The sequence below is a fragment of the Pseudomonas mandelii genome, from assembly GCF_900106065.1.
Lineage (GTDB): Bacteria > Pseudomonadota > Gammaproteobacteria > Pseudomonadales > Pseudomonadaceae > Aquipseudomonas > Aquipseudomonas mandelii.
Genome location: NZ_LT629796.1, coordinates 5,192,196 through 5,214,476, shown reverse-complemented (window position 1 = coordinate 5,214,476; position 22,281 = coordinate 5,192,196). Strand labels below are relative to the sequence as shown.

At 57.8% G+C, this 22,281-nt stretch carries 24 protein-coding genes; 13 read left to right on the top strand and 11 right to left on the bottom strand.

Features of this window, described 5'->3' with window-relative positions; genetic code table 11:
• The first annotated feature begins 9 nt into the window (after nucleotides 1-9).
• A complete protein-coding gene (gene tspO, locus BLU63_RS24310) occupies nucleotides 10-453 on the top strand; it encodes a tryptophan-rich sensory protein TspO (protein ID WP_083377295.1) in 444 nt (147 codons plus the stop codon).
• A gap of 34 nt (nucleotides 454-487) precedes the next feature.
• On the opposite strand, the gene BLU63_RS24305 is transcribed toward tspO, so the two are convergent.
• Nucleotides 488-946 carry a winged helix-turn-helix transcriptional regulator gene (locus BLU63_RS24305; protein ID WP_083376446.1) on the bottom strand — a complete coding sequence of 153 codons (459 nt, stop codon included), beginning with the start codon at nucleotides 944-946 and terminating at the stop codon, nucleotides 488-490.
• A gap of 125 nt (nucleotides 947-1,071) precedes the next feature.
• Between BLU63_RS24305 and BLU63_RS24300 the strand changes: the two genes are divergently transcribed.
• From BLU63_RS24300 to ycaC, 4 genes are all read left to right on the top strand, one after another.
• Entirely contained in the window at nucleotides 1,072-2,355 is a 1,284-nt protein-coding gene (locus BLU63_RS24300) for an MFS transporter (protein ID WP_083376445.1), read from the top strand.
• On the top strand, nucleotides 2,352-3,311 hold the full coding sequence (locus tag BLU63_RS24295; protein WP_077749495.1) for an EamA family transporter: 960 nt from the start codon (nucleotides 2,352-2,354) through the stop codon (nucleotides 3,309-3,311). Before BLU63_RS24300 ends, BLU63_RS24295 begins: the two co-directional genes overlap by 4 nt.
• Nucleotides 3,312-3,362: 51 nt before the next feature.
• On the top strand, nucleotides 3,363-3,818 hold the full coding sequence (locus BLU63_RS24290) for a VOC family protein (protein ID WP_010455390.1): 456 nt from the start codon (nucleotides 3,363-3,365) through the stop codon (nucleotides 3,816-3,818).
• A gap of 163 nt (nucleotides 3,819-3,981) precedes the next feature.
• Nucleotides 3,982-4,614 (top strand): isochorismate family cysteine hydrolase YcaC, encoded by a 633-nt coding sequence (gene ycaC / locus BLU63_RS24285; RefSeq protein WP_077749496.1) that lies wholly within the window; start codon nucleotides 3,982-3,984, stop codon nucleotides 4,612-4,614.
• A 200-nt stretch (nucleotides 4,615-4,814) separates the two neighbouring features.
• On the opposite strand, the gene BLU63_RS24280 is transcribed toward ycaC, so the two are convergent.
• Nucleotides 4,815-5,723 (bottom strand): glycine betaine ABC transporter substrate-binding protein, encoded by a 909-nt coding sequence (locus BLU63_RS24280; protein WP_083376444.1) that lies wholly within the window; start codon nucleotides 5,721-5,723, stop codon nucleotides 4,815-4,817.
• 318 nt (nucleotides 5,724-6,041) lie between these two features.
• On the opposite strand from BLU63_RS24280, the gene BLU63_RS24275 reads away from it, so the two are divergent.
• A complete protein-coding gene (locus BLU63_RS24275; RefSeq protein WP_083376443.1) occupies nucleotides 6,042-8,078 on the top strand; it encodes an NADH:flavin oxidoreductase in 2,037 nt (678 codons plus the stop codon).
• A gap of 68 nt (nucleotides 8,079-8,146) precedes the next feature.
• Here the strand turns inward: BLU63_RS24275 and BLU63_RS24270 are convergent, their stop codons facing one another.
• Nucleotides 8,147-8,923 (bottom strand): pyrroline-5-carboxylate reductase family protein, encoded by a 777-nt coding sequence (locus BLU63_RS24270; RefSeq protein ID WP_077749499.1) that lies wholly within the window; start codon nucleotides 8,921-8,923, stop codon nucleotides 8,147-8,149.
• Nucleotides 8,913-9,620: a TetR/AcrR family transcriptional regulator gene (locus tag BLU63_RS24265; protein WP_010455399.1), complete on the bottom strand. Its 708-nt coding sequence runs from the start codon at nucleotides 9,618-9,620 to the stop codon at nucleotides 8,913-8,915. Before BLU63_RS24265 ends, BLU63_RS24270 begins: the two co-directional genes overlap by 11 nt.
• 730 nt (nucleotides 9,621-10,350) lie before the next feature.
• On the opposite strand from BLU63_RS24265, the gene BLU63_RS24260 reads away from it, so the two are divergent.
• Entirely contained in the window at nucleotides 10,351-10,644 is a 294-nt protein-coding gene (locus BLU63_RS24260; RefSeq protein WP_083376442.1) for a fructose-bisphosphate aldolase, read from the top strand.
• A gap of 53 nt (nucleotides 10,645-10,697) precedes the next feature.
• On the opposite strand, the gene BLU63_RS24255 is transcribed toward BLU63_RS24260, so the two are convergent.
• A complete protein-coding gene (locus BLU63_RS24255) occupies nucleotides 10,698-11,120 on the bottom strand; it encodes a hypothetical protein (protein WP_010455404.1) in 423 nt (140 codons plus the stop codon).
• 200 nt (nucleotides 11,121-11,320) lie between these two features.
• Here BLU63_RS24255 and BLU63_RS24250 point away from each other — a divergent pair, with 200 nt between their 5' ends.
• The gene (locus tag BLU63_RS24250) at nucleotides 11,321-11,770 is read left to right on the top strand and encodes a hypothetical protein (RefSeq protein WP_083376441.1); all 450 of its coding nucleotides are present in this window, start codon (nucleotides 11,321-11,323) and stop codon (nucleotides 11,768-11,770) included.
• A gap of 120 nt (nucleotides 11,771-11,890) precedes the next feature.
• Here BLU63_RS24250 and BLU63_RS24245 read toward each other — a convergent pair whose 3' ends face one another.
• Nucleotides 11,891-12,355 carry a GNAT family N-acetyltransferase gene (locus BLU63_RS24245; protein ID WP_010455408.1) on the bottom strand — a complete coding sequence of 155 codons (465 nt, stop codon included), beginning with the start codon at nucleotides 12,353-12,355 and terminating at the stop codon, nucleotides 11,891-11,893.
• A gap of 369 nt (nucleotides 12,356-12,724) precedes the next feature.
• Between BLU63_RS24245 and BLU63_RS24240 the strand changes: the two genes are divergently transcribed.
• From BLU63_RS24240 to BLU63_RS24225, 4 genes are all read left to right on the top strand, one after another.
• Nucleotides 12,725-13,222 carry a hypothetical protein gene (locus BLU63_RS24240; protein ID WP_083376440.1) on the top strand — a complete coding sequence of 166 codons (498 nt, stop codon included), beginning with the start codon at nucleotides 12,725-12,727 and terminating at the stop codon, nucleotides 13,220-13,222.
• Nucleotides 13,223-13,301: 79 nt separating this feature from the next.
• A complete protein-coding gene (locus tag BLU63_RS24235; protein ID WP_042932767.1) occupies nucleotides 13,302-13,733 on the top strand; it encodes a hypothetical protein in 432 nt (143 codons plus the stop codon).
• A gap of 257 nt (nucleotides 13,734-13,990) precedes the next feature.
• Nucleotides 13,991-14,341, top strand: coding sequence for a DUF6152 family protein (locus BLU63_RS24230; protein WP_077749504.1), 351 nt, complete (start codon nucleotides 13,991-13,993; stop codon nucleotides 14,339-14,341).
• On the top strand, nucleotides 14,341-14,853 hold the full coding sequence (locus BLU63_RS24225) for a DUF6644 family protein (protein WP_083376439.1): 513 nt from the start codon (nucleotides 14,341-14,343) through the stop codon (nucleotides 14,851-14,853). Before BLU63_RS24230 ends, BLU63_RS24225 begins: the two co-directional genes overlap by 1 nt.
• A gap of 153 nt (nucleotides 14,854-15,006) precedes the next feature.
• Here BLU63_RS24225 and BLU63_RS24220 read toward each other — a convergent pair whose 3' ends face one another.
• The 5 genes from BLU63_RS24220 to BLU63_RS24200 form a co-directional block, all read right to left on the bottom strand.
• On the bottom strand, nucleotides 15,007-15,483 hold the full coding sequence (locus BLU63_RS24220; RefSeq protein WP_083376438.1) for an NUDIX hydrolase: 477 nt from the start codon (nucleotides 15,481-15,483) through the stop codon (nucleotides 15,007-15,009).
• Nucleotides 15,484-15,598: 115 nt separating this feature from the next.
• On the bottom strand, nucleotides 15,599-16,147 hold the full coding sequence (locus BLU63_RS24215) for a cupin domain-containing protein (RefSeq protein WP_007946335.1): 549 nt from the start codon (nucleotides 16,145-16,147) through the stop codon (nucleotides 15,599-15,601).
• Nucleotides 16,148-16,564: 417 nt separating this feature from the next.
• On the bottom strand, nucleotides 16,565-17,848 hold the full coding sequence (locus tag BLU63_RS24210; RefSeq protein ID WP_010455430.1) for an NAD(P)/FAD-dependent oxidoreductase: 1,284 nt from the start codon (nucleotides 17,846-17,848) through the stop codon (nucleotides 16,565-16,567).
• A 52-nt stretch (nucleotides 17,849-17,900) separates the two neighbouring features.
• Nucleotides 17,901-19,391 carry an aldehyde dehydrogenase gene (locus tag BLU63_RS24205; protein WP_083376437.1) on the bottom strand — a complete coding sequence of 497 codons (1,491 nt, stop codon included), beginning with the start codon at nucleotides 19,389-19,391 and terminating at the stop codon, nucleotides 17,901-17,903.
• 222 nt (nucleotides 19,392-19,613) lie between these two features.
• Nucleotides 19,614-20,990, bottom strand: a complete 1,377-nt coding sequence (locus BLU63_RS24200; protein WP_010455434.1) for a glutamine synthetase family protein — start codon at nucleotides 20,988-20,990, stop codon at nucleotides 19,614-19,616.
• Nucleotides 20,991-21,270: 280 nt separating this feature from the next.
• Between BLU63_RS24200 and BLU63_RS24195 the strand changes: the two genes are divergently transcribed.
• Entirely contained in the window at nucleotides 21,271-22,032 is a 762-nt protein-coding gene (locus BLU63_RS24195) for a gamma-glutamyl-gamma-aminobutyrate hydrolase family protein (protein WP_077749123.1), read from the top strand.
• Nucleotides 22,033-22,281 lie beyond the last annotated feature (249 nt).

Here is a 22,281-nt window from a genome sequence, read left to right as displayed (position 1 = left end):
GGACTGATGATGACCTTTCTGATTTTTCTTTTAGCCTGCGGCGCGGCGGCCAGTACTGGCCTTCTTTTCAAACCGGGCCAGTGGTACGAATCACTCGTCAAACCGAGCTTCACGCCACCCAACTGGCTGTTTCCCGTCGCCTGGTCGATTATCTATCTGTTGCTCGCCTGGGCCGGTTACCGGTTGTCCCTGATACCTGGAAGTCAGGTGGTGCTGGCGTTATGGGCGGCGCAAATTGCCCTGAATACGCTGTGGACACCGGTGTTTTTCGGCGCACACCGCATTTTCGCCGCGATGGTGATCCTGACGCTGCTCTGGCTGGTGGTCGCAGCGATGGTGGTGATGGCGATGCGGCTAGATGTGATCACAGGCTTGATCCTGTTCCCCTACCTTGTGTGGCTTTGTGTGGCGGCAGCGTTGAATTTTTCCATCTTGCGCAATAACCGCGGATAGCGAACTTCGAGCAGCTAACTCGACTGCTGTTGTTTCACGACTCGCCGTCGACAAGTCTCACCCTGTGGCAGTCAGAAGGCCCCAGTTTTTGCCCGCTTGATGAACGAACATCCATCGGCATCAGAGCCTGGCCGGTCGCGTTGTCCAACAGTACAGAACGCGTTTCCTGCGGCTGGAACAGGAAACGTTCGCCCCACTGCCTCATGCTGACCACCACCGGAAAGATCTCACGTCCTTTGTCCGTCAGGACGTACTCCTTGTAGGCGCTTCCATCTGACGCCGGTCGAACGTCGAAGACCCCGACTTCAACCAATGCTTTCAGTCGCGAGGCCAGGATATTTTTGGCCACGCCCAGGCTCTTCTGAAATTCGCTGAATCGGCGAATATCGTCAAAGGCGTCGCGAAGGATCATCAGCGACCAGCGATCCCCAATCACCTCAAGTGTTCTTGCTACCGGGCATTCGCTGCTTTGCGGTGAAGTGCCTTCGACCATCGTATTTACCTTTTGGATAACGGTTGCCAAGTCTGCCGACCAAGCTGGTTGCAATTTGAAACTTGATTCAGCAATAATCGAATCCGGTTTTTAATTGCAACTAGCTTAACGCCATGGAGGCGCTTATGACAGCAGATGCCGACGCAATAGCCAAACGTAGCACCGGGCAGCCTGTGGGATTGCCGCCTGCGGAAACCGGAGAATGCAGTAGGACTGGCCAATCCTCGGGGCTTTCTCCGTCACTCACGTTATTGTTTTCTGTCACCTGCGCGCTGGCCGTCGCCAATGTTTACTTTGCCCAACCCTTGCTCGCCTCGATGGCTAAAAGCCTGGGGGTCACTTCAGGTGTGATCGGGTTCGTGGTGACGGCCACTCAGGCCGGATACGCGCTGGGGTTGTTGTTCATCGTACCGCTGGGCGACAGGGTCAACCGTAAACGGCTGATTTTGACTCAAGTGATGCTGTCTGCCCTCGCGCTGGCGGCCGTCGGCGCTTCACAGCAGTGGCTGGCTCTCTTGGGCGCCATGATTGTGATGGGCTTACTCGCCGTGGTGGTTCAGGTGCTTGTAGCCTATGCCGCCGCGCTCGCAACGCCCTCACAACGCGGGCAGGCCGTGGGGACCCTAACAAGCGGAGTTGTCCTGGGCATTCTTCTGGCGCGGTTTATCTCTGGGCTGATCGCCGATCTGGCGGGCTGGCGCGCCGTCTATTTCGTGTCCTCAGGATTGATGCTGACCCTCGCGGCGGTCCTGTGGAAAGTGGTGCCCGCCACGGCGTTGCCACGCAATCATGACACCTACCTCGCGCTGATCCGGTCGCTCTTCAAGCTGTTCATGACCGAACCGGTTTTGTGGGCCAGGGGCCTGTTGGCCTTGCTGATCTTTGCCGCTTTTTCAGTGCTGTGGACCTCTATGGTGCTGCCGTTAAGTGCTCCGCCGCTGTCGCTTTCACACACGGCCATCGGCCTGTTTGGCCTGGCGGGCGTTGCCGGCGCCCTGGCTGCCAGAAGAGCCGGCCAGTGGGCCGATAGAGGTTGGGGTCAACGCGTGACCGGCCTTTCGCTGGGGCTCCTGGCGCTTTCCTGGTTGCCCATCAGTTTTGCCGAGACGTCCCTGATCGCGCTGGTTTTCGGCGTGGTCGTGCTCGACTTCGCGGTGCAAGCCGTGCACGTCACCAATCAGAGCTTCATTTTTGCGGCACGACCCGACGCGCAAAGTCGGATGGTCGGCGCCTACATGTGCTTCTACTCGGTCGGCAGTGCGCTGGGGGCGGTCGCCGCAACCCAGGTTTATGCGCGTTGGGGCTGGATGGCAACAAGCGTGCTTGGCGCCTTGATCAGCGCTGCGGCTTTGGCGCTGTGGATTTTTACGAGTCACCTATCACCGACCAATCAAGGAAGATCAGCATGAAAGCCAGGCACCTGCTACTCGCCATCTCGATTACGGCCATCTGGGGTGTGAATTTTTCAGTGATCAAACTGGGCCTCACCACCGTTGACCCGCTGATTCTTGCCGGCATTCGCTTTACGCTTTGCGCACTTCCAGCGATCTTTTTCATTCCGAAACCCGATGTACAGTGGCGCTACATCATTGGTTACGGTCTGGTCTTCGGCATAGGACTCTGGGGCGTCGTCAACCTTGGTATCAAGTCGGGCCTCTCCGCTGGCATCGCTTCGCTGGTGCTTCAGTTCAGCGCTTTTTTCACGATTCTGCTGGGCTCATGGGTATTCAAGGAGACCATTTCCCGCTACCAACTGGCGGGCATGGGCATCGCCTTCTGTGGCTTGTTGAGCATCATCTCGATTGTTGACGGGACAGTGACGACGGCAGGGCTGATGCTGGTGCTGCTGGGCGCGGTGGCCTGGAGTGCGGCCAACGTAATCAACAAAAAAGCCAGAACAACTCAGGTCTTTGCTTTCCTGGTGTGGTCCAGTGCTTTTTCGCCCATCCCTCTTTTCGCGCTTGATTACGCGGTCAACGGCTCGACGGGTTACAGCGCATTGGTGAATCAACTCGACTACCGTGCCGTCCTGTCGATCCTGTTCCAGGTCTACCCCAACACCCTGTTCGGCTACTGGGTGTGGAATTCACTCCTGAAACGATACCCAGTGTCTACCGTCGCGCCGTTATCGTTATTGGTGCCGGTATTCGGACTGCTGGGTTCAGTCATGATTTTCAATGAGCCCCTGTCATTCAACAAAATCGTTGCTGTCGTTCTCATCGTATCGGGGCTTGGCGTCGGTTTATACGGACAGCGTTTGCTCAGTGCCGTGCTCAGGCGAGCAGACCGACGCCATAGTGCAGCAGAAGCAAGTGCATCGCTGCCTCATGGACGGGCAACCAAGGCCACACGAAAATTCTTCTAATGCCGAGGCAGCGGTCGTTACCATGGACACGGGTTCAACCGGAGGAATGCAATGGAGCTGAAGTTCAGTCACGTCGATGTACTGGTCAAGAACCTCGAAGAAGCCTGTGCTTACTACGCACAGATACTGCAAGCCAGGATCTCTAAAACGCTTGTCTGGGAACGCGGTGGTCTGCACGTGCGCTACGCGATTGCGTTGATCGGTGCGGAGCGATTCATGCTGGTACAACCGCTGGCGGGGAACCTGAAGGCGCTTCTGGATTGCGCGGGCGAAGGCATGATTTACCGCCACTGCTACTCCACACCGGACATCGAGAAGGCCTATGACGAATTGATCGCCGCGGGTGTTCAGCCAGAAGACGAGAACGGAAAACCACTCGCCCGCGCGAACCTGCAATCTCCGTCCGGGACCCGCATCATCTGGCTGCCCAAGCGCTTCGGGCACTTCTCCATCGAGATATTGGAAGACAAGGCGTTGGAGGCCTTTATCGAGGATGCGTTTGCCTGAATGGGGCTGCGGTGAATGTCCGCTTTCGCGGGAGTGGGCCTCGATTGTCCCATCCGAGTTGACAGTCAAACCGTTTTCACCCTCTTTTTCCCTTTCCTGTAGATCATTAATCTGAGCCCATGTTGAACGAAGCCACTTACCCCTACAGAGAAAGGATTTCATCATGAGCAACGCCACATACAACCGCCTGAACAAAGACGACGCCGTAGTCCTGATGATCGACCACCAGACCGGTCTGATCTCCCTGGTGCAGGACTTCTCGCCGAACGAGTTCAAGAACAATGTGCTGGCTCTGGCTGACGTGGCCAAGTTCTTCGAACTGCCGACCATCCTGACCACCAGTTTCGAACAAGGCCCCAATGGTCCGCTGGTCCCGGAGCTCAAGGAAATGTTTCCGGACGCGCCCTACATTGCCCGTCCTGGCCAGATCAACGCCTGGGACAACGAAGACTTCGTCAAGGCGATCAAGGCGACCGGCCGCAAACAACTGATCATTGCCGGTGTCGTGACCGATGTGTGCGTGACCTTCCCGACGCTGTCGGCCCTGGCTGAAGGGTTTGAAGTGTTCGTGGTCACGGATTCTTCCGGCACCTTCAACACCACCGTGCAACAGGCGGCGTGGAACCGCATGACGCAAGCCGGTGCGCAAATGATGAACTGGTTCTCGGTCGCCTGCGAGTTGCAGGGCGACTGGCGCAACGACATCGAAGGCCTGGGCAACTTGCTGTCCCAGCGCATTCCGAACTATCGCAACCTGATGAACAGCTACTCGGCCATGGCAGCGCGCCAGGCATAAAGAAAACGGGCGATGATGACCTCATCGCCCGTTATCTTGTCAGCTTCATGGGACAGTCAGACACGCTGCCTTCTATGAATTGGCAGGAGTGGAGCATGACCGTTGTCGAGATCGAAGAGCGGCATTGACGAGGTGGCGGTTGTGTAAGCAGTGAGAATGAAAACAAGGCCGCCTTCGCGGCCTTGTGTGTTTCCAGGTGTTCAAGGCTGTCGCGTGCTGACTCGCTGCCCGCCTTGCTCGAACATCGCTTCGAAACGCGGTTTGTTGGCCGCGTAATAAGCGGCCACGGCCTGGTCAGAGGAGGTTTGGCGTGCCTGCATCATCAGCGCTTCCAGGTCCGCCAGGGGGATCGAGTAATGAGCGAAGAAATACGCCACTTCCGGGTACTGCTGGCTGAAACCTTTGCGCGCCATGGCGTGAATCTGCTCGGCGCCACCAAAGATATGCTTGGGATCATCCAGGTAACGCAGTGACCACTTGGAGAACATCCAGTGTGGGCTCCAGGCATTGACCAGGGACCATTTGTCACGTTTGAGGTTGCGGTCCAGCTCATTGAGCATGCCGGTTTCCGAGGAGGCCACCAGCTTGTACCCGTCGAGCTTGTATTCTTCCATGGCCTTGACCGTGAGCTTGTATTGGCCATTGCCGACTTCAGAGGTGAGGATCTTGCCGTCGAGTTTTTCCCGGACCTGCGGTTTGTTCAGATCCTCGACGCTCGCCACTTCACTGATGGGCACCGAGGTGGGCACGGCCATGCCGATCCGCCCTTCATACAGCACGCCGAGGTCTTCCAGCCGGTCCTTGTACTTGTCGTAAAACGCCTTGTGGGTACTCGGTAGCCACACCATCGGGATCAGGTCGATATTACCGTTGGCCAGCGCCTGGAATTGAATGCCAATGTCGGCCATCACCAGTTTGACCGGTTGCTTGAGATGTTCCTGCAACGCGGTGCTGGCCAGTTTGACGGTGATTTCGGTGTCGGACCAATTGACCCAGCCAATGCGCACGGGCTCGGGTTCAGCAGCCTGTGCCAGTGCTGCACTTGCTCCAAGCGCAAAGCCGAAAAGGCAGGCACAGGCTTTTTTTCGATACGGCGAACGAGCGTTCATCAGGCGTCTTCCTATTGATGTGGGATAGGCAGGTTGTCTTCATTTGAACGGCCTTACGGTCGTGAACAGTGCAGTCTTCGCTGCTTTAAGCCCGGGCAGCGCAGCCCTCTTCTTCTGCCCCTCGCAATCCCATGCATGTCATCCATCCAGAACACTGACGACGGGGTCTCTGCACCCTTTCGAGCTTGATCTTATCGACGAGTTTTGCGGCGCGCAAGAAAAATGTACACCTGTGTCAACGATGATTGACACAGGTGTACAGTTATCCTAATTTCAACTCGCCAAGCCCGATAAAGCCCCACTACGGAGCGCACCACGATGTCCAGCGATCCCTTGCTGCAACCCTACAAGATCAAGCACCTGACCCTGAAAAACCGGATCATGACCACCGCGCACGAACCGGCCTACCCGGTCGATGGCATGCCGCAGGCGTTGTATCGCGCTTACCATGTCGAACGCGCCAAAGCCGGCGTGGCCCTGACCATGACCGCCGGCTCCGCAGCCGTGTCCCGAGACAGCCCTCCGGTGTTCAACAACGTGCTCGCCTACAAGGACGAAGTGGTCAAATGGATGAAGGACCTGACCGACGAATGCCATGAACACGGCGCGGCCGTGATGATCCAGCTGACACACCTGGGCCGCCGTACCCGCTGGGACAAAGCCGACTGGTTGCCCGTGGTATCGCCCTCGCACCGACGCGAGGCTTCGCACCGGTCCTTCCCGAAGAAGATGGAAGACTGGGACATCGAGCGGATCATCAAGGACTACGTGGATGCCGCCGAGCGCATGAAGGCCGCCGGTCTTGATGGCCTGGAATTACAGGCTTACGGGCACCTGATGGATCAGTTCTGGTCACCGCTGACCAATGACCTCGAAGGCCCTTACGGCGGTTCGCTGGAAAACCGAATGCGCTTTACGTTCGACATCCTCAGGGGCATCCGCCAGCGGGTCGGGGAAGATTTCCTGCTGGGTGTGCGCTATACGGGTGATGAACAACTGCCGGGCGGCTTCAATGCCAGCGAGGGCATGCAGGTCTCACACATGCTCAAGGACAGCGGGCTGGTGGACTTCCTGAACGTCGTGCGCGGCCACATCGACACCGACGCGGGCCTGACCGACGTCATCCCGATCCAGGGCATGCGCAATTCCCCGCACCTGGACTTCGCCGGCGAGATTCGCTCCGCCACGGGTTTTCCGACCTTCCACGCCGCGAAGATTCCCGACGTTGCCACTGCGCGTTACGCCATTGCATCAGGCAAGGTGGACATGGTGGGCATGACCCGCGCGCACATGACCGACCCGCACATCGTGCGCAAAATCATCGAGAAGCGTGAAGAGGATATCCGCCCGTGCGTGGGTGCGAATTACTGCCTGGACCGGATCTATCAGGGTGGCGCCGCCTATTGCATCCACAACCCGGCGACCGGCCGGGAAACCACGATGCCCCATGACATTCCCAAAGCGGCGGTGAAGCGCAAGGTCCTGGTCATCGGTAGCGGCCCCGCAGGTCTGGAGGCGGCGCGCGTGGCCGGCGAGCGCGGCCACGATGTCACCGTGCTGGAAGCGGCCGACCGCCCTGGCGGCCAAATCCGGCTGACGGCGCTGAGCGAGCGCCGACGCGAAATGATCGGCATCATCGATTGGCGGATGAGCCAGTGCGAGCGCCTGGGCGTCAAATTCCACTTCAACACCTGGGCCGAGGCCGACACGGTATTGGCCCATGAACCGGACGTGGTAATCGTTGCCACCGGCGGCCTGCCCCATACCGAGGTGCTGTCGCAGGGCAATGACCTGGTGGTCTCGACCTGGGACATCATCTCCGGCGATGTAAAGCCTGGCCACAATGTCCTGATCTTCGATGATGCCGGCGACCACGCCGCCCTGCAGGCGGCCGAAGTCATCGCGCAAAGCGGTGCGACCGTCGAGATAGTCACCCCAGACCGGTCTTTTGCACCCGAAGTCATGGCGATGAACCTGGTGCCCTACATGCGCAGCCTGCAGGACCTGGCCGTCACCTTCACCGTCACCTATCGGGTCGAGTCAGTCGAGAAGCGCGATGGCAGGCTCATTGCGACGTTCGGCAGCGATTACGGAAAGGTCCACAAGCAACGCGTGGTCGATCAGGTCGTCGTCAACCACGGCACGATCCCCCTGGATGACCTGTATTTCGACCTTCGTCCTCATTCGAGCAATGAAGGCGCAGTCGAACAGCACGACCTCATCGCGGGCAACGCACAGCACATCGTCACCAACCCGCAAGGGCGTTTCCAGTTGTTCAGGATTGGTGATGCGGTGTCCGCTCGAAATACCCACGCGGCGATCTATGACGCGTTGCGACTGGTGAAAGATATTTGACTCGACAGCCTCCTTCCCTGAGCGGAAGGAGGCGCTTCGGGCGCAAAGTGTGGGCACGGACCGATCGACTACATGCCTCGCCGGGCCACTTGCGCGCCTTCCTGCACGGCACGCCCCACCATGGCTTCGATGCCCTGATCAGCCATCGACTGCAGCACGGCCGCCGTCACCCCGCGATAAGCCATCAAGTTTTCAATCATTTGCCGGGGATCGTGGCTGGCGAGTAATTGACCGCCGCCCACCACCACACCTTGTGCGGCTCGTTGTGCGATGGCGGCCGGGATGCCCGCCGCCACCGCCTGATTCATCAACGCCTGATGCAACATCGCCGCCAAGGCAGGCCCGGTGCCGGACAGCGCGCTGAGGTAATCGATACAGTCCTCATCCGGCACTTCATCCGCCGTGCCCACGCATTCGAACAACCGTTGCACCAGCGCTCGGTCCTGCTCGCACAGGCTGGCAGGACAGCACCAAGGCGTGAACGATTGCCTGATTTCCACCGCCGCATTCGGCATCGCACGTACCACCACTTCGGCGCCCGTTGCCGCGCGAATAGCCGTCGCCGGGACCCCGGCCATCAGGGAAATCACGAGCTTGCCCCTGGCGTTTATCTGGAGTTGGCGAAATTGTTCTGGCCGGATCGACAGCACAACGATATCGCTGAGATCCACCAGCTGCTGGTTGTCAGCCAGCAGCCGCACCGGTGGTTCGAACGTGTGGGTGCCGGATCGGTTCGAGACCAGCAAACGATCAGGACGGATAAAGCCGGTATCGAGCAGCGCCTGCGCAATCGCGCGGCCCAGCCAGCCGGTGCCACCGATGATGCCCAGGGTTCTATTCTGCATCGGGGGTGGCCTCCTCAAAGCTGTCGACCCGTGACACGAAAACCCCCGGCTCTTTTTCTGCGTAGCCGAATTTCCCATAAAACCGGTCGAGCTCGCGCCGCTTCGGTGCTTTGCCGGTAAATACGGTGACGTACTCAGGGATTCGCCGGAAACGTACGACGATATCCTCAGTGGTTTTCATGGAGATGTAGCCGATCTGGGTGAGATAGATCGTTCTGGCCCGAGCGTCGGCGGCCGCAACCTCATAACCGAACCGTCGGAACATCGCGGCCAGGGCATTGATTCGCGCTTCATCAGCCAGCGCGATTTCGGCGGACACCTCAGCCGATTGCAGCGCCCAGCTGCGCACGGCAAATTCAAACTGCGAGTCAAACAAATCAGGGTTTAACCAGCATTCGAAAACGTTGAGGATCGCTTCGGAAATACTTTCTGAATAACTCTCGCACTGGCCAATCAGGCCGCCGGTGTTCTTGTCCCGCCACCGCGCCAGCAGCGCCGCGAGCAACTGCTCCCGGTCTTCATAAAACCAGTAGAAACTGGTGCGCGACAAATTCAGCCGCTTGGCTAACGGCATCACCCGCACGGCGTCCACACCGGATTCCTTCAGCGCATCGTAAGCCGCGTCCAGCCAGCCATTGACGGAGCCACGCCAACCCGCTTCTTGCGCCTTGATTCGCGTCTTTCCTGCCTGCGGCATTTTGGCTTCCTCTTTGATATCTGATGTCCCGGCAACTGTACGCGGCTGCGTGCAAGGCGTACATAAAATGTACATCAACGTACATTTTTTAGACGGCGGTGGACACTGGAATTATTTTCAAGAGGGGGCATCGGCCTGACTCCACTGCTCACCAGGACTTCACCCTGACAATCGTCGAATCTTGACGTCCGAATTTCACGTAGGAAACCGCCCCCTGTGGCGAGGGAGCTTGCTCCCGCTGGGCGGCGAAGCAGCCCAAAAATCCGACAACATTTTAAACATGCCCACATCCCGTAGCAGCTGGCGAAGCCTGCGTTCGGCTGCACAGCTGCTGCAAATCCGGCACGCACGGTTCAGCTGGCATTAAACACGTTCTGATTTCCCGACTGTTATTCAGCTGAATGCAGGATCCGCCATCAGCCACAAAGTAACGATTTTGGTCCTACACACCCGTTTGCAGGCACCAAAATCGCCGCCTATATTCGACCCGTCGCTGACCAAAGTTAGCGATTGGGTTTCGCAGCCCTACAGAATAGAATCAGCCGGCACCGTCATAAGACACCCAGGCGAGCTTCGCCTGTGTCGCAGTTTATGGCGGCTGTGCGTGGGAGACTTTCGAGTCTGCCGGGTTTGATTCTTCCTGGTCTGCGAACCCGCGCACAGTTGCCACCCATTTTGTTTCGCAGCAAAAAAGGTGGCGGTTCATTCCTTTAATAAAGAATCTTATCCAATGCCAACAAACAATCCGCCCCGCCGCTTCACCCCCATGTCTCAACTCGCTACTGACTACCCCGTCCTGCTCATCGACTACGACGCCCCACTGCGCGAACTCCACAACTGCCTCAGCGAACGCCTCAACGCCGTCCTCAAATACCTCAACCTCATGGCCTGCACCAGCCTCCCCGACTATGCCGAACACGACATCAACACCGTCACCAACATCGCCCGGATCATGGTCCAGGATGTGAGCGATGTGTTTCGGGTGATTGAGCAGCGCGGGTTTGATGCACCCAAGAGTCAGTGATCAAAGTTGAGTCGTAAAAAAACCCGCACTGAGTTGCGGGTTTTTTGTGTTGTTCAGGCCTGTCGAGTTGGCGAGTGAATTGTCTTCTCTATCAGCGCCGCGACATCCTTCGCACCAAAACACCGGAATTTAACGCTGCCAGCGCCGGTATCCAGACGGATGATCTTCGTCATGAACCCGCCTTCAATAGTGACCTTTCGGATGAATGCCAGTGGGAGCTCAATATCCAGCGTCCCGTCCTGAACAAGACGGTTCATGGCATTGGCACTCAAACGAACCATTTTTTGCGTCAGCTCCATCTTCCCGCCAACCCAAAGTCCTCCGTATGCTTCCTTGAAGGCCTCCAGCACATCGCCCAACGCGTCCACATCCCCTGCCTCGGCCATGGAATACAAATCGTCCACGTTGCCGTAATTCACCTCGGCATCGGCCACCAGAAAATTGACCAACTTCGACTTCAAAACCTGTCCAGTCATCCTTGCCTCTCCATTATTGGAAAATGGCGACAGGACTATTTACTCAAATAGTTCTATCACCTTTTCCTGTCACCTTTTTCTTGCCTTTTCTGCCTGGAACTTTACTACAAAATGATGTCGATATGATGGCGCACCACGACATCTTGTCAGTGGGGCTACCAGAGTCAGGCTGATTCCTGATAAAACCATGGACGTATGTGATGAGACTGATCCTTGCTGTGTTTTTGATGCTTAGCGGGTATGCCTACGCGGGTTGTGCCAACATCAGCGACAGTGACCAGCGCAACTACTGTAATGCCAAATCAGGTAACGGGAGTTGTGCGAGTATCAACAACTCGGATTTGCGCAATGCCTGCAACGCGGAGACCGGCAGCGGCAGCGGCAGCGGCAGTTGCGCCAACATCAATGACAGTGACCAGCGCAACTACTGTAATGCCAAAATAGGCAATGGGGGCTGTGCGAATATCAACAACTCGGATTTGCGCAATGCCTGCAACGCGGAGACCGGCAGCGGCAGCGGCAGCGGCAGTTGCGCCAACATCAATGACAGCGACCAGCGCAACTACTGTAATGCCAAAATAGGGAACGGGAGCTGTGCGAATATCAGCAACAGCGACCTGCGTAACCAGTGTGATTCATTGAAGCGATGATCAAACAGTTCATCGAGTGAACCAAGTAGAAGCCACAACCGATTTCAGCCACAAATTACCCGCATCACTGCGGGTTTTTCATGACCTGTATTTACCCCTGCCCGCCTTCCCCGATCAAGGCTAAAGCCTCTTCGCCATAGGCACACACGCCAACTGAAGCCCTGAAGGCGCATGGTAAACAGCAGGTTCGTCACCCACGAAACCGCAGCGCCGGTAAAAATCAGTCGCGTTCAACGTAGCGTCCAGATTGACCGCCTTCAGGCCCAACTCCCGCGCCAGGCATTCCAGATGGCTGAGCATCTTCAAGCCGATGCCTTGTTGCATGAAACCCGGCAGCACAAAGATCGCGCCGATTTCGCTGTTGTCCAGATCAAGCATCCCTGTCGCCACTGGTTCACCTTGAATGCAGCCCAGGTAAAAGTGCTTTTCCATTAAGTCGCCATACCCATCTTTGGCGGCTCCGACGGTCCAGGCGAGCATTTGTTCTGCGGTATAAGCGCCGATGCATTGGTGCCGTATCGCTTGAAGGCGGATATCGAATGCGGTCTGGGCATCGCTTGGTTCGGCGCGTCTGATCTCAAACATTTCATTCTCCTTGAGCCATCGGTGGACGGAGAACTAAAAAGCCCCGTCCATCTCTGGCGGGGCCTTGGGTAACTACGTCAAATCTGATGAACGCGTGACCTCACGGCCCGCCAGCGGCGGTCATGGAGGAACACATCATGTTCATGCGGGAAATGTAGATCATGGGTCGATAGTGTTTTGGATGAACGGGGTTGTCAATTTTGATGGGGAAAATAAATGCGTTCCCTTGTACATATTTCGCTCCTCACACTCTCTTTTTCTGTCTTGGAACTTTTTAACCAGATGATGTCGATATGATGGCGCACCACAACATCAATCAGTGGGCCAACCAGCGCCAGGCTGTTTCCTGGAAAACCATGGACGTGTGTGATGAGACTGATTATTGCAGCGCTTTTGATGCTTAGCGGGTATGCCCACGCCAGTTGTGCCAGCATCAGTGACAGTGACCAGCGCTACTACTGTAATGCTAGAGCAGGTGGCGGGAGCTGTGCGGGTATCCGTAACTCAGGTTTGCGCATTGCTTGTTATGCGGAGACCGGCAACGTCAGAGGCAACGGCAGCGTCAACGTCAGAGGTAATGGCAATGGCAATGGCAACGGCAGCGGCAACTTCAGCGGCAGTTGTGCCGCCATCAGCGACAGTGACCAGCGTTACTACTGTAATGCCAAAGCAGGTAACGGAAGCTGTGCGGGGATCAATAACTCAGATTTGCGTAATGCTTGTAATGCGGAGACCGGCAACGGCAGTTGTGCGGGCATCAATGACAGTGACCAGCGCTACTACTGTAATGCCAAAGCAGGTAACGGAAGCTGTGCGGGTATCAGAAACAGCGACCTGCGCAACCAATGTAATGCCTTGAATCACTGAGAGCACGGCTCATCCGAGTCCCCATTCATCCTGGGCCACTCCGCGCCATGCGGCTCCCGGGCAATCAAGGAAGTGTGCAATGAGACTAATACTCGCAGTGATGCTGATGTTCAGCAGCTACGTTTACGCCAGTTGCGAAAACATCAGCAACGATGACCAGCGTAACTATTGCAAGGCGCGTGAGGGCCGAGGCGGTTGTCAGAATATTAAGAACGACGACCAGCGCAACGCCTGCAAAGCGGAAACGGAGGGTACGAGTGATTGTGGAAACATTCGCGACAATGACCAGCGCAACTATTGCAAAGCCAAGCAGGGTTCGGGAGGGTGCCAAAACATCAAGAACGACGACATGCGCAATGCCTGCAAAGCGCAAACAGAAGGTACGAGTGACTGTGGAAACATTCGCGACAATGACCAGCGCAATTACTGCAAGGCCCAGCAAGGCTCCGGAGGTTGCCAGAACATCAAGGACGACGGTCTGCGCAATCAGTGCAAATCCATGGCGCCTTAGCTGAACGGCACAGCGACAGCCGCGTGATAAAGGTGACAGGTCTTTTATTTAAATAGATCTGTCACCTTTTCCACCTACGTCCCCTTTTACCTAGAAACCACCCTCCGTGGCGAGGGAGCTTGCTCCCGCTGGACGGCGAAGCCGTCCCGGCCTCCCCTCATCAAGAATCTGTACTATTTTTAAGACTCTCTGGATTGACCTGTTCCCGATCAGAACAGGTCGACGGTCATCAATGATCCGTAACAGGAGATTGCATCATGAAGCGCTTGCTTGGGGCTCTTGGGTTCTCAACGTTACTGGTGGCATCGACGGTGTTCGCTCATCACGGCTGGAGTGAGTATGACTCGAGCAAACCCTTGCAGTTGAACGGAACGATCGAGGAGTCCGGTTATTCCCACCCGCACGGGTTCATTCGCCTGAAGACCGACGACAAGACCTGGAGTGTCGTGCTTGCGCCGCCATCGCGCATGGAAAACCGGGGGCTTTCCAGGGAAATGCTGAGTGTCGGAAAACGGGCTACGGTGGTGGGCTATCAGAATCGCAACAACCCCGATGAACTGCGCGCAGAACGCATCACGGTCGACAACAAAACCACTGAGTTACGTTGATGCAGACAACTGGCACCCGCGGTGGATCGGGTCTGGACGGCTGGCTGGACGATGTGGGTGACTCGCCACTCGGGTTGGCCATGCGAAGCGAGTTATGGCTGTATCCGATCGTCGAGGTGGTTCACATCATTGGCTTCGTGGTGCTTGTCGGCTCGGTCGTCATGTTCGATCTGCGGGTTCTCGGGCTGTCGAGAGATCTTCCGGTGACGGCACTGGCCCGCCACCTGCTGAGGTGGGGAGTCGCGGCCCTGCTGTTGATCGTCCCGGCGGGGCTGATGATGTTTTCAGCCCATCCGCACGACTTCGCATCTAACAGCGTTTTTATTCTGAAGCTGTGCTTGATCGGTATTGCGGGCCTCAACGCGGCTCTTTTTCATGTGGGTGTCTTTCGGTCAGTAGCCCGATGGAACACCGACGCCGCGGCGCCAGGAATAGCAAAAATCCAGGCGATATTTTCGATTATGTTATGGATCAGCGTGGTGCTCTGCGGACGATTGCTGGCTTACACCTGACTGGGAGACATCAAAAAAAGTACCAGATCTATGCATCAAATAGATCCGATTTCCGCGTTTACTGGATTGGTCATCGCGATGCTGACCAACGCTTCGGCAGTCAATGTCATTTTCGCTCCTTGAAAGGTGATCGCATCCTTGGCGATCAATAAGTTAAACAGCGCTATTGCTAATGACCGAGCATCCGTCCGGCAGCACAACCTTCTTCAGCAACTCGTATAGCCCAGCAGGCACCAACGGCGTTTCGCCAGTAATACTGTCGAGCGCCAGCCACTTCGCTACAAAGGCAGCGCCATCGCTTTCTTGAGCATCCAAGTGGAGCAGTTCATAGACGCTGGCATCCACGAATTTCGCATCGTAGACCTGCACGATTTCGTGCCCGGGCGTGCCGGCATAGGTGAAGATGTTTTCGAGTGTGCCCAACAGGCGAACATCGGTAATGGATAAGCCAAGTTCTTCATCGACTTCACGTAGTACGGCTTGGGCGCTGGTTTCGCCGAACTCGATTCCGCCACCGATTGGGCGCAAGAAGGGCTTTCCAGTAACGGGGTCGAGTGCTTCGTTGACCAGTATCCTGCCATCGTGATGGAAGATGCAGAGTGCGAGGGCTCGGATGCGGGGCGTGGTCATGAGGTGAAGTCCATTTGCTTTGATCAAACCCTGTAGCAGGTGCGTCCATTGGGCATGGCTGTTGGCCGCGGACGCAGCCTTCGGCAGCTGCTAAAGGATGGCGTCCGTTTTGATATCAGAAGTTGGCCGGGGTGTTAGCGCTGATGATTTCCGCTTCATCCTGGCCAATATTGCGAAACTTGTGAGGCAACGTCGTCGGGAAGTAATAGCCGTCGCCAGCGTTGAGCACGCTGATCTGACCATCAACCGTCAACTCAACCGTCCCCCGCGTAACCAGCCCGCACTCCTCGCCTTCCGAGTGCACAATCGGCTCTTCCCCCGAACTCGCGCCAGGCGCGTATTGCTCGCGCAAAAGGCGCATCTGCCGACTCGGCACCGAAGCGCCAATCAACAGCAGCCGCAACCCATGACGCCCAAGATCCGGCTGTTCATTGGCGCGGAATACGTATTGATGCTCACGCGGCGGTTGGTCGAAGGTGAAGAAATCCGCCAAGGACATGGGAATGCCTTCGAGCAGTTTTTTCAGGGAGCTGACGGAGGGACTGACGCGATTCTGTTCGATCAGGGAGATGGTGGCATTGGTGACGCCGCTACGTCGGGCCAGCTCGCGCTGGGACAGTTTGTAGCTTTCGCGTACTAATTTGAGTCGTGAGCCCGTGTCCATGACAGCCTTATGCGAGAAATACTTAAGGGTTATGGGGGTGGATGGCGGGCGACTTTTGGCCGCGAAAGTACCGCTTCCCTGTCCCGGAAATGTGAAAGGCGGGTATTAAATCACGTTTGGTGGTGTTGCTCAGCAGGTTCGATAACTGGTTAGTGAAAAAGCTGAGGGTGCTCATGTCAGACCGTTTGGCGATGTGGGTTCTGGGGGTGTCAGGCGACATTGATGGTGGCTGATCTGACGCCATCGCGAGCAGGCTCACTCCTACAGTTTGGGCCGGGCGTACACACATTCTGTGCACGCCACAGATCTCCTGTAGGAGTGAGCCTGCTCGCGATGGCGGTGTGTCTGGCGACGTCGATGTTGACTGTGCCGCCGTCTTCGCCAGCAAGCTTGGCGCCTACAGGGATTGCGTTGGGCTTAGATCCCGAACCGATCACGCAGCGCGTAATACGCGGCGCCCATGGCAGTGAGTGGCGCCTGGAAGGTGCGGCCGCCGAGCATCGGCATGTGCGGGAGCGAGGCGAACGCGTCGAAGCGTTCGGCGTCGCCGCGGATCATTTCCGAGATCAGTTTGCCGGCCAGGTGCGAGCAGGTGACGCCGTGGCCGCTGTAGCCTTGCATGTAGTAGGCGTTTTTCTCGATGCGACCGAATTGCGGCATGCGGGACATGGTCAGCAGGAAGTTGCCGGTCCAGCGGTAGTCGATCTTCACGTCCTTCAGCTGTGGGAAGGTCTTGAGGATTTTCGGCTTGATCAGTTGCTCAATGTCGTCCGGTTCGCGGGCACCGTAGACCACCCCGCCACCGTACAGCAGGCGGTTGTCGGCGGTGAGGCGGTAGTAGTCCAGCAAGTAATTGCAGTCTTCGACGCAGTAGTTGTTTTTGATCAGGCTGCGCGCCACCTTTTCCGACAACGGTTCAGTGACGACGATTTGCGAACCGCACGGCATGCTTTTGCGCGTGACGCGGTTGTCGAGGTCTTGTGGCAGGTAGGCGTTACCGGCGATCAGCAGGTACTTGGCGCGTACGACGCCTTTGGCGGTGCGCACGGTGATCGGTTCGCCGTAGGTGATTTCCACGGCCGCCGATTGCTCGTAGATTTTGCCGCCCAGGCCGATGATGGCCGAGGCTTCGCCGAGGGCCAGGTTCAGCGGGTGGATGTGGCCGCCCTGCATGTCGAGCAAGCCGCCGACGTAGTTGTCGCAACCGACTTCGCGCTTGATGTCGGTCGCGTCGAGCATGGTCAGGTTTTTGTTGCCGTAACGCTCCCAGCTGCTTTTCTGCTCGGCCAGGCCTTTGAGCTGCTTTTTGTTCAGCGCAGCGAAGATGCCGCCCGGCTTGTAGTCGCACTGGATGTCGTAGTGCTGTATGCGCTGACGAATGATGTCGGCGCCTTCGAAGATCATGCTGCCGAGGACTTCGGCGGTTTTGTCGCCGTAGCGTTCTTCGATGACATCAACGTCGCGGCTGTAGGAGTTGACCAGTTGGCCGCCATTGCGACCGCTGGCGCCGAAACCGACTTTGGCGGCTTCGAGCACGGTCACGCTGTAGCCCGCTTCGCAGAGGAACAGGGCCGAGGACAGACCGGTGTAGCCGGCGCCAATGATGCAGACGTCGCAGTCCACAGCTTGTTCCAGGACGGGGAAGTCGCCGGTGAAGTTGCGGGTTGCGGCGTAGTAGCTATTTACATGAGTCTGTTTCATAGGTTTCTCCGATGGTCGCCGACACAAGCCGGCGGCCGCCGTTGTAGAAGTATTAGAGCTTGATCCAGGTCGCTTTGAGTTCGGTGTATTTGTCGAACGCGTGCAGCGATTTGTCCCGACCGTTACCCGACTGCTTGTACCCGCCGAACGGCGCGGTCATGTCGCCGCCGTCGTACTGGTTGACCCAGACACTGCCGGCGCGCAAGCCACGGGCGAAGGTGTGGGCCTTGCTGAGGTTGCTGGTCCATACGCCGGCGGCCAGGCCGAAGATGCTGTCGTTGGCAATCGCCAGGGCTTCTTCAGCGGTGTCGAAGGTGATCAGCGACAGCACCGGGCCGAAGATTTCTTCCCGGGCAATGGTCATGGCGTTGGTCACGCCGTCGAAAATCGCCGGCTCCACGTACAGGCCACCGGTGGCTTCGAGGGTGCGACGGCCGCCCGCGATCAGTTGCGCGCCCTGGTCTTTGCCGACCTGGATGTAGCGCAACACGTTGTCCAGTTGACGCTGATCGACGACCGCACCGACGGTGGTTTCCGGATCGAGTGCGTGCCCCGGTTTCCAGGCTTGCAGCGCTTCCACCAGCAGCGGAATGAACTGCTCGCGAATCGAACGCTCCACCAGCAAGCGCGAGCCGGCGGTGCAGACTTCGCCCTGGTTGAAGGCAATGGCACCGGCCGCCGCTTGTGCTGCCGCGCGCAAATCCGGCGCGTCGGCGAACACCACGTTCGGGCTCTTCCCCCCTGCTTCGAGCCAGACGCGTTTCATGTTGCTTTGCCCGGAATAGATCAGCAGTTGCTTGGCAATCGCGGTCGAGCCGGTGAAGGCCAGCACGTCGACGTCCATGTGCAACGCCAGCGCCTTGCCGACGGTATGACCGTAACCCGGCAGGACGTTGAACACGCCTTTGGGGATGCCAGCATCCAGCGCCAACTGAGCGATGCGGATGGCGGTCAGTGGCGACTTTTCCGAAGGCTTGAGGATGAACGAGTTGCCGGCCGCGAGCGCCGGGGCGAACTTCCAGCTAGCCATGATCAACGGGAAGTTCCACGGCACGATGGCGGCGACCACGCCCGCTGGCTCGCGGGTGATGAGGCCCAGTTGATCATGCGGCGTGGCGGCGACTTCGTCGTAGATTTTGTCGATGGCTTCGGCGCTCCAGCGGATCGCGTTGGCGGTCGCCGGGATGTCGATGTTCATCGAGTCGTTGATCGGCTTGCCCATGTCGAGGGTTTCGAGCAGGGCGAGTTCTTCCTGGTTGGCCAGGATCAGATCGGCGAAGCGGATCAGGATGCGCTTGCGCTCGGCCGGGGCAAGGTTGGCCCAGATACCGGATTCGAAGGTACGGCGCGCGACGGCCACGGCTTCGTTGGCATCGGCTTCGTCGGTGCTGGCGACGTTGGTGAGGAAGCGACCGTCGACCGGGCTCATGCATTCAAAGGTGTCGCCGCTGAGTGCCGGGCGGTATTGGCCGTCGATGAATGCGCGGCCTTCGATAGTGAGGGACTGGAAGCGTTGTTCCCAGTCGCTGCGAGTGTTTGTCATGGTTGTGACTCGACGCAGAGGAATAAGAAGTCGTTGGAAGGTGGTGTATCAGGCGAATGCATCGCTGACTGAGCGGCCGTCTTCGCGGGCAAGCCTCGCTCCTACAGGTATTGCAGCGTGCACGGCTTCTGCGCCAGGCACTTCTCCCTGTAGGAGCGAGGCTTGCCCGCGAAGAGGCCCTCACATTCAATATCGAAAGTAATTGCCCCACCGCTCAACCCATCAAACGGTATGCAGATACCAGTTGTACTCAAGGTCGGAGATGGAGTTCTCGAACTCGGCCAGCTCGCTTTCCTTGCACGCCACGAACACGTCGATGTACAGCGGGTCGATATAACGGGCCATGACTTCGCTGTCGTCCAGCTCGCGCAATGCATCGCGCAGGTTGTTCGGCAGGCTCTGCTCGTTTTGCTCGTAGCTGTTGCCTTCCACCGGGGCGCCCGGCTCGATCTGGTTGGTCAGGCCGTGGTGAATACCGGCCAGCACCGACGCCATCAACAGATACGGGTTGGCATCGGCACCCGCCACGCGGTGTTCGATGCGCACCGAATCGGCGGAACCGGTCGGCACACGCACGGCAACGGTACGGTTGTCGATGCCCCAGCTCGGCGAGTTCGGTACGTAGAACTGCGCGCCGAAACGGCGGTATGAGTTGACGTTCGGGCACAGGAAGGCCATCTGCGCCGGCAGGGTCTCGAGCACACCGCCGATCGCGTGTCGCAGCGCGGCGTTCTGCTCGGGATCCTCGCTGGCAAAGATGTTGTTGCCTTCTTTGTCGAGAATCGAAATGTGCACGTGCAAACCGTTGCCCGCCTGGCCCGGATACGGCTTGGCCATAAACGTGGTGTCCATCTCGTGGTCGTAGGCGATGTTCTTCACCAGACGCTTGAGCAACACCGCGTAGTCGCAGGCCTTTATAGGGTCGTTGACGTGATGCAGGTTCACTTCGAACTGCGCCGGGGCGCTTTCCTTGACGATGGCGTCGGCAGGAATGCCCTGCTCTTTCGCTCCTTCAAGGATGTCTTGCAGGCAGTCGACGTATTCATCCAGGTCGTCGATCAAATACACCTGGGTCGACACCGGACGCTTGCCCGAGACCGGCGAACGTGGCGATTGCGGGCGACCGTTCACGTTGTCCTGGTCGATCAGGTAGAACTCAAGCTCGAACGCCGCGCAGATGGTCAGGCCCATGTCGTCGAACTTGCGCACCACATTGGCCAGCACTTCACGCGGGTCAGCGAAGAACGCCTCGCCTTCCAGTTCGTGCATGGTCATCAGCAACTGCGCGGTTGGACGCTTCTGCCACGGCTCAATGCTCAGAGTGCCAGGGATGGGATAGCAGATTCGATCCGAGTCGCCGATGTCCAGACCCAGGCCGGTGCTTTCCACCGTAGAACCATTGATGTCCAGAGCAAACAGAGACGCCGGCAGGTTAATGCCTTTTTCGTAAACCTTATGAAGACTGGTGCGTTCGATGCGCTTGCCGCGCACCACACCGTTCATATCCGCAATCAGAAGGTCGACGTACAAAACCTCAGGATATTTCTTAAGGAATGCGTTTGCTTCGTTGAGTTGAACGGTACGCAGAGGGACCGACATGATGCACCTATTAGCTGTTAATTATTATGTTCACTACCTTGTTGCGAGCCCAGTCAACCCGAACGGCAAAGTGAAGTCAATAGCGAACACTTGGCCTCTCCACCTTTATTTTCGGGCCTTTTCGGGGGACGAGAGTGCCATAACGGTCTTGAGCACCGCGTAAACCCTGAGGATCGGACGATCGGCGTTTAGAATTTTTTACATGAGAGTTGTTAATTAAAATCAACAAGGCTAAGCTCCGGAAAAGCTCGTTCAAGTGTGAAACTTCGAGGTGATAAAAATGGCATTCAAGCCATTGATCGGCGTTACAGCGTGCGTCAAACAGATTGGCCTGCACCCCTACCACATCAGCGGCGACAAGTACTTGCGTGCTGTCAGCGTTGCGGCTTTGGGGCTGCCCGTCGTTATTCCTTCCCTAGGCGAATTGACCGATATCGACGACCTGCTCGCGCAGCTCGACGGTCTGTTGCTGACCGGCTCGCCCTCGAATGTGGAACCCTTCCACTATCAAGGCCCGGACAGTGCCCCCGGCACGGATCACGATCCGGCGCGGGACGCCACCACCCTTCCTTTATTGCGTGCAGCCATTGCGGCGGGCGTGCCGGTGCTCGGCATCTGCCGCGGCTTTCAGGAAATGAACGTGGCGTTCGGCGGCAGCCTGCACCAGAAGGTGCATGAACTGCCCGGCATGCTCGATCACCGGGAAGCGGACAGTCCCGAGCTGGCGGTGCAATACGCCCCGGCGCATACCGTGACGGTGCAACCGGGTGGCGTGTTCGAAGCGATGGAGTTGCCCGCCGAGTTCAGGGTCAATTCGATTCACAGTCAGGGTATTGATCGATTGGCGCCAGGCCTGCGCGCCGAAGCGGTTGCGCCGGACGGTTTGATCGAAGCCATTTCGGTGGAACACAGCCAGGCGTTTGCCGTCGGCGTGCAATGGCACCCGGAATGGCAGGTCCTGTCGAACCCGCCCTACTTGAGCATTTTCCAGGCGTTCGGTGATGCGTGCCGGCGACGGGCCGCGTTGCGTAAAACCCGCTGACTTAAAACAACCCTTTACTGCCCCCGCGAGTCAGGCGGGCGTGTCTTTGCGCGTCCGTGACTTGCGACAACAACACACTGCGATAACAACAAGTACTACCAGGCAGCCAGGACGGCGGCGCCGAACAAGCCCGATCGATGCGGATCAGGCGAGCGCAACCTCTTGTAGGAGCGAGGCTTGCCCGCGAAGGCGGAGTGTCAGTCGACATCATCGTTACCTGATACACCGACTTCGCGGGCAAGCCTCGCT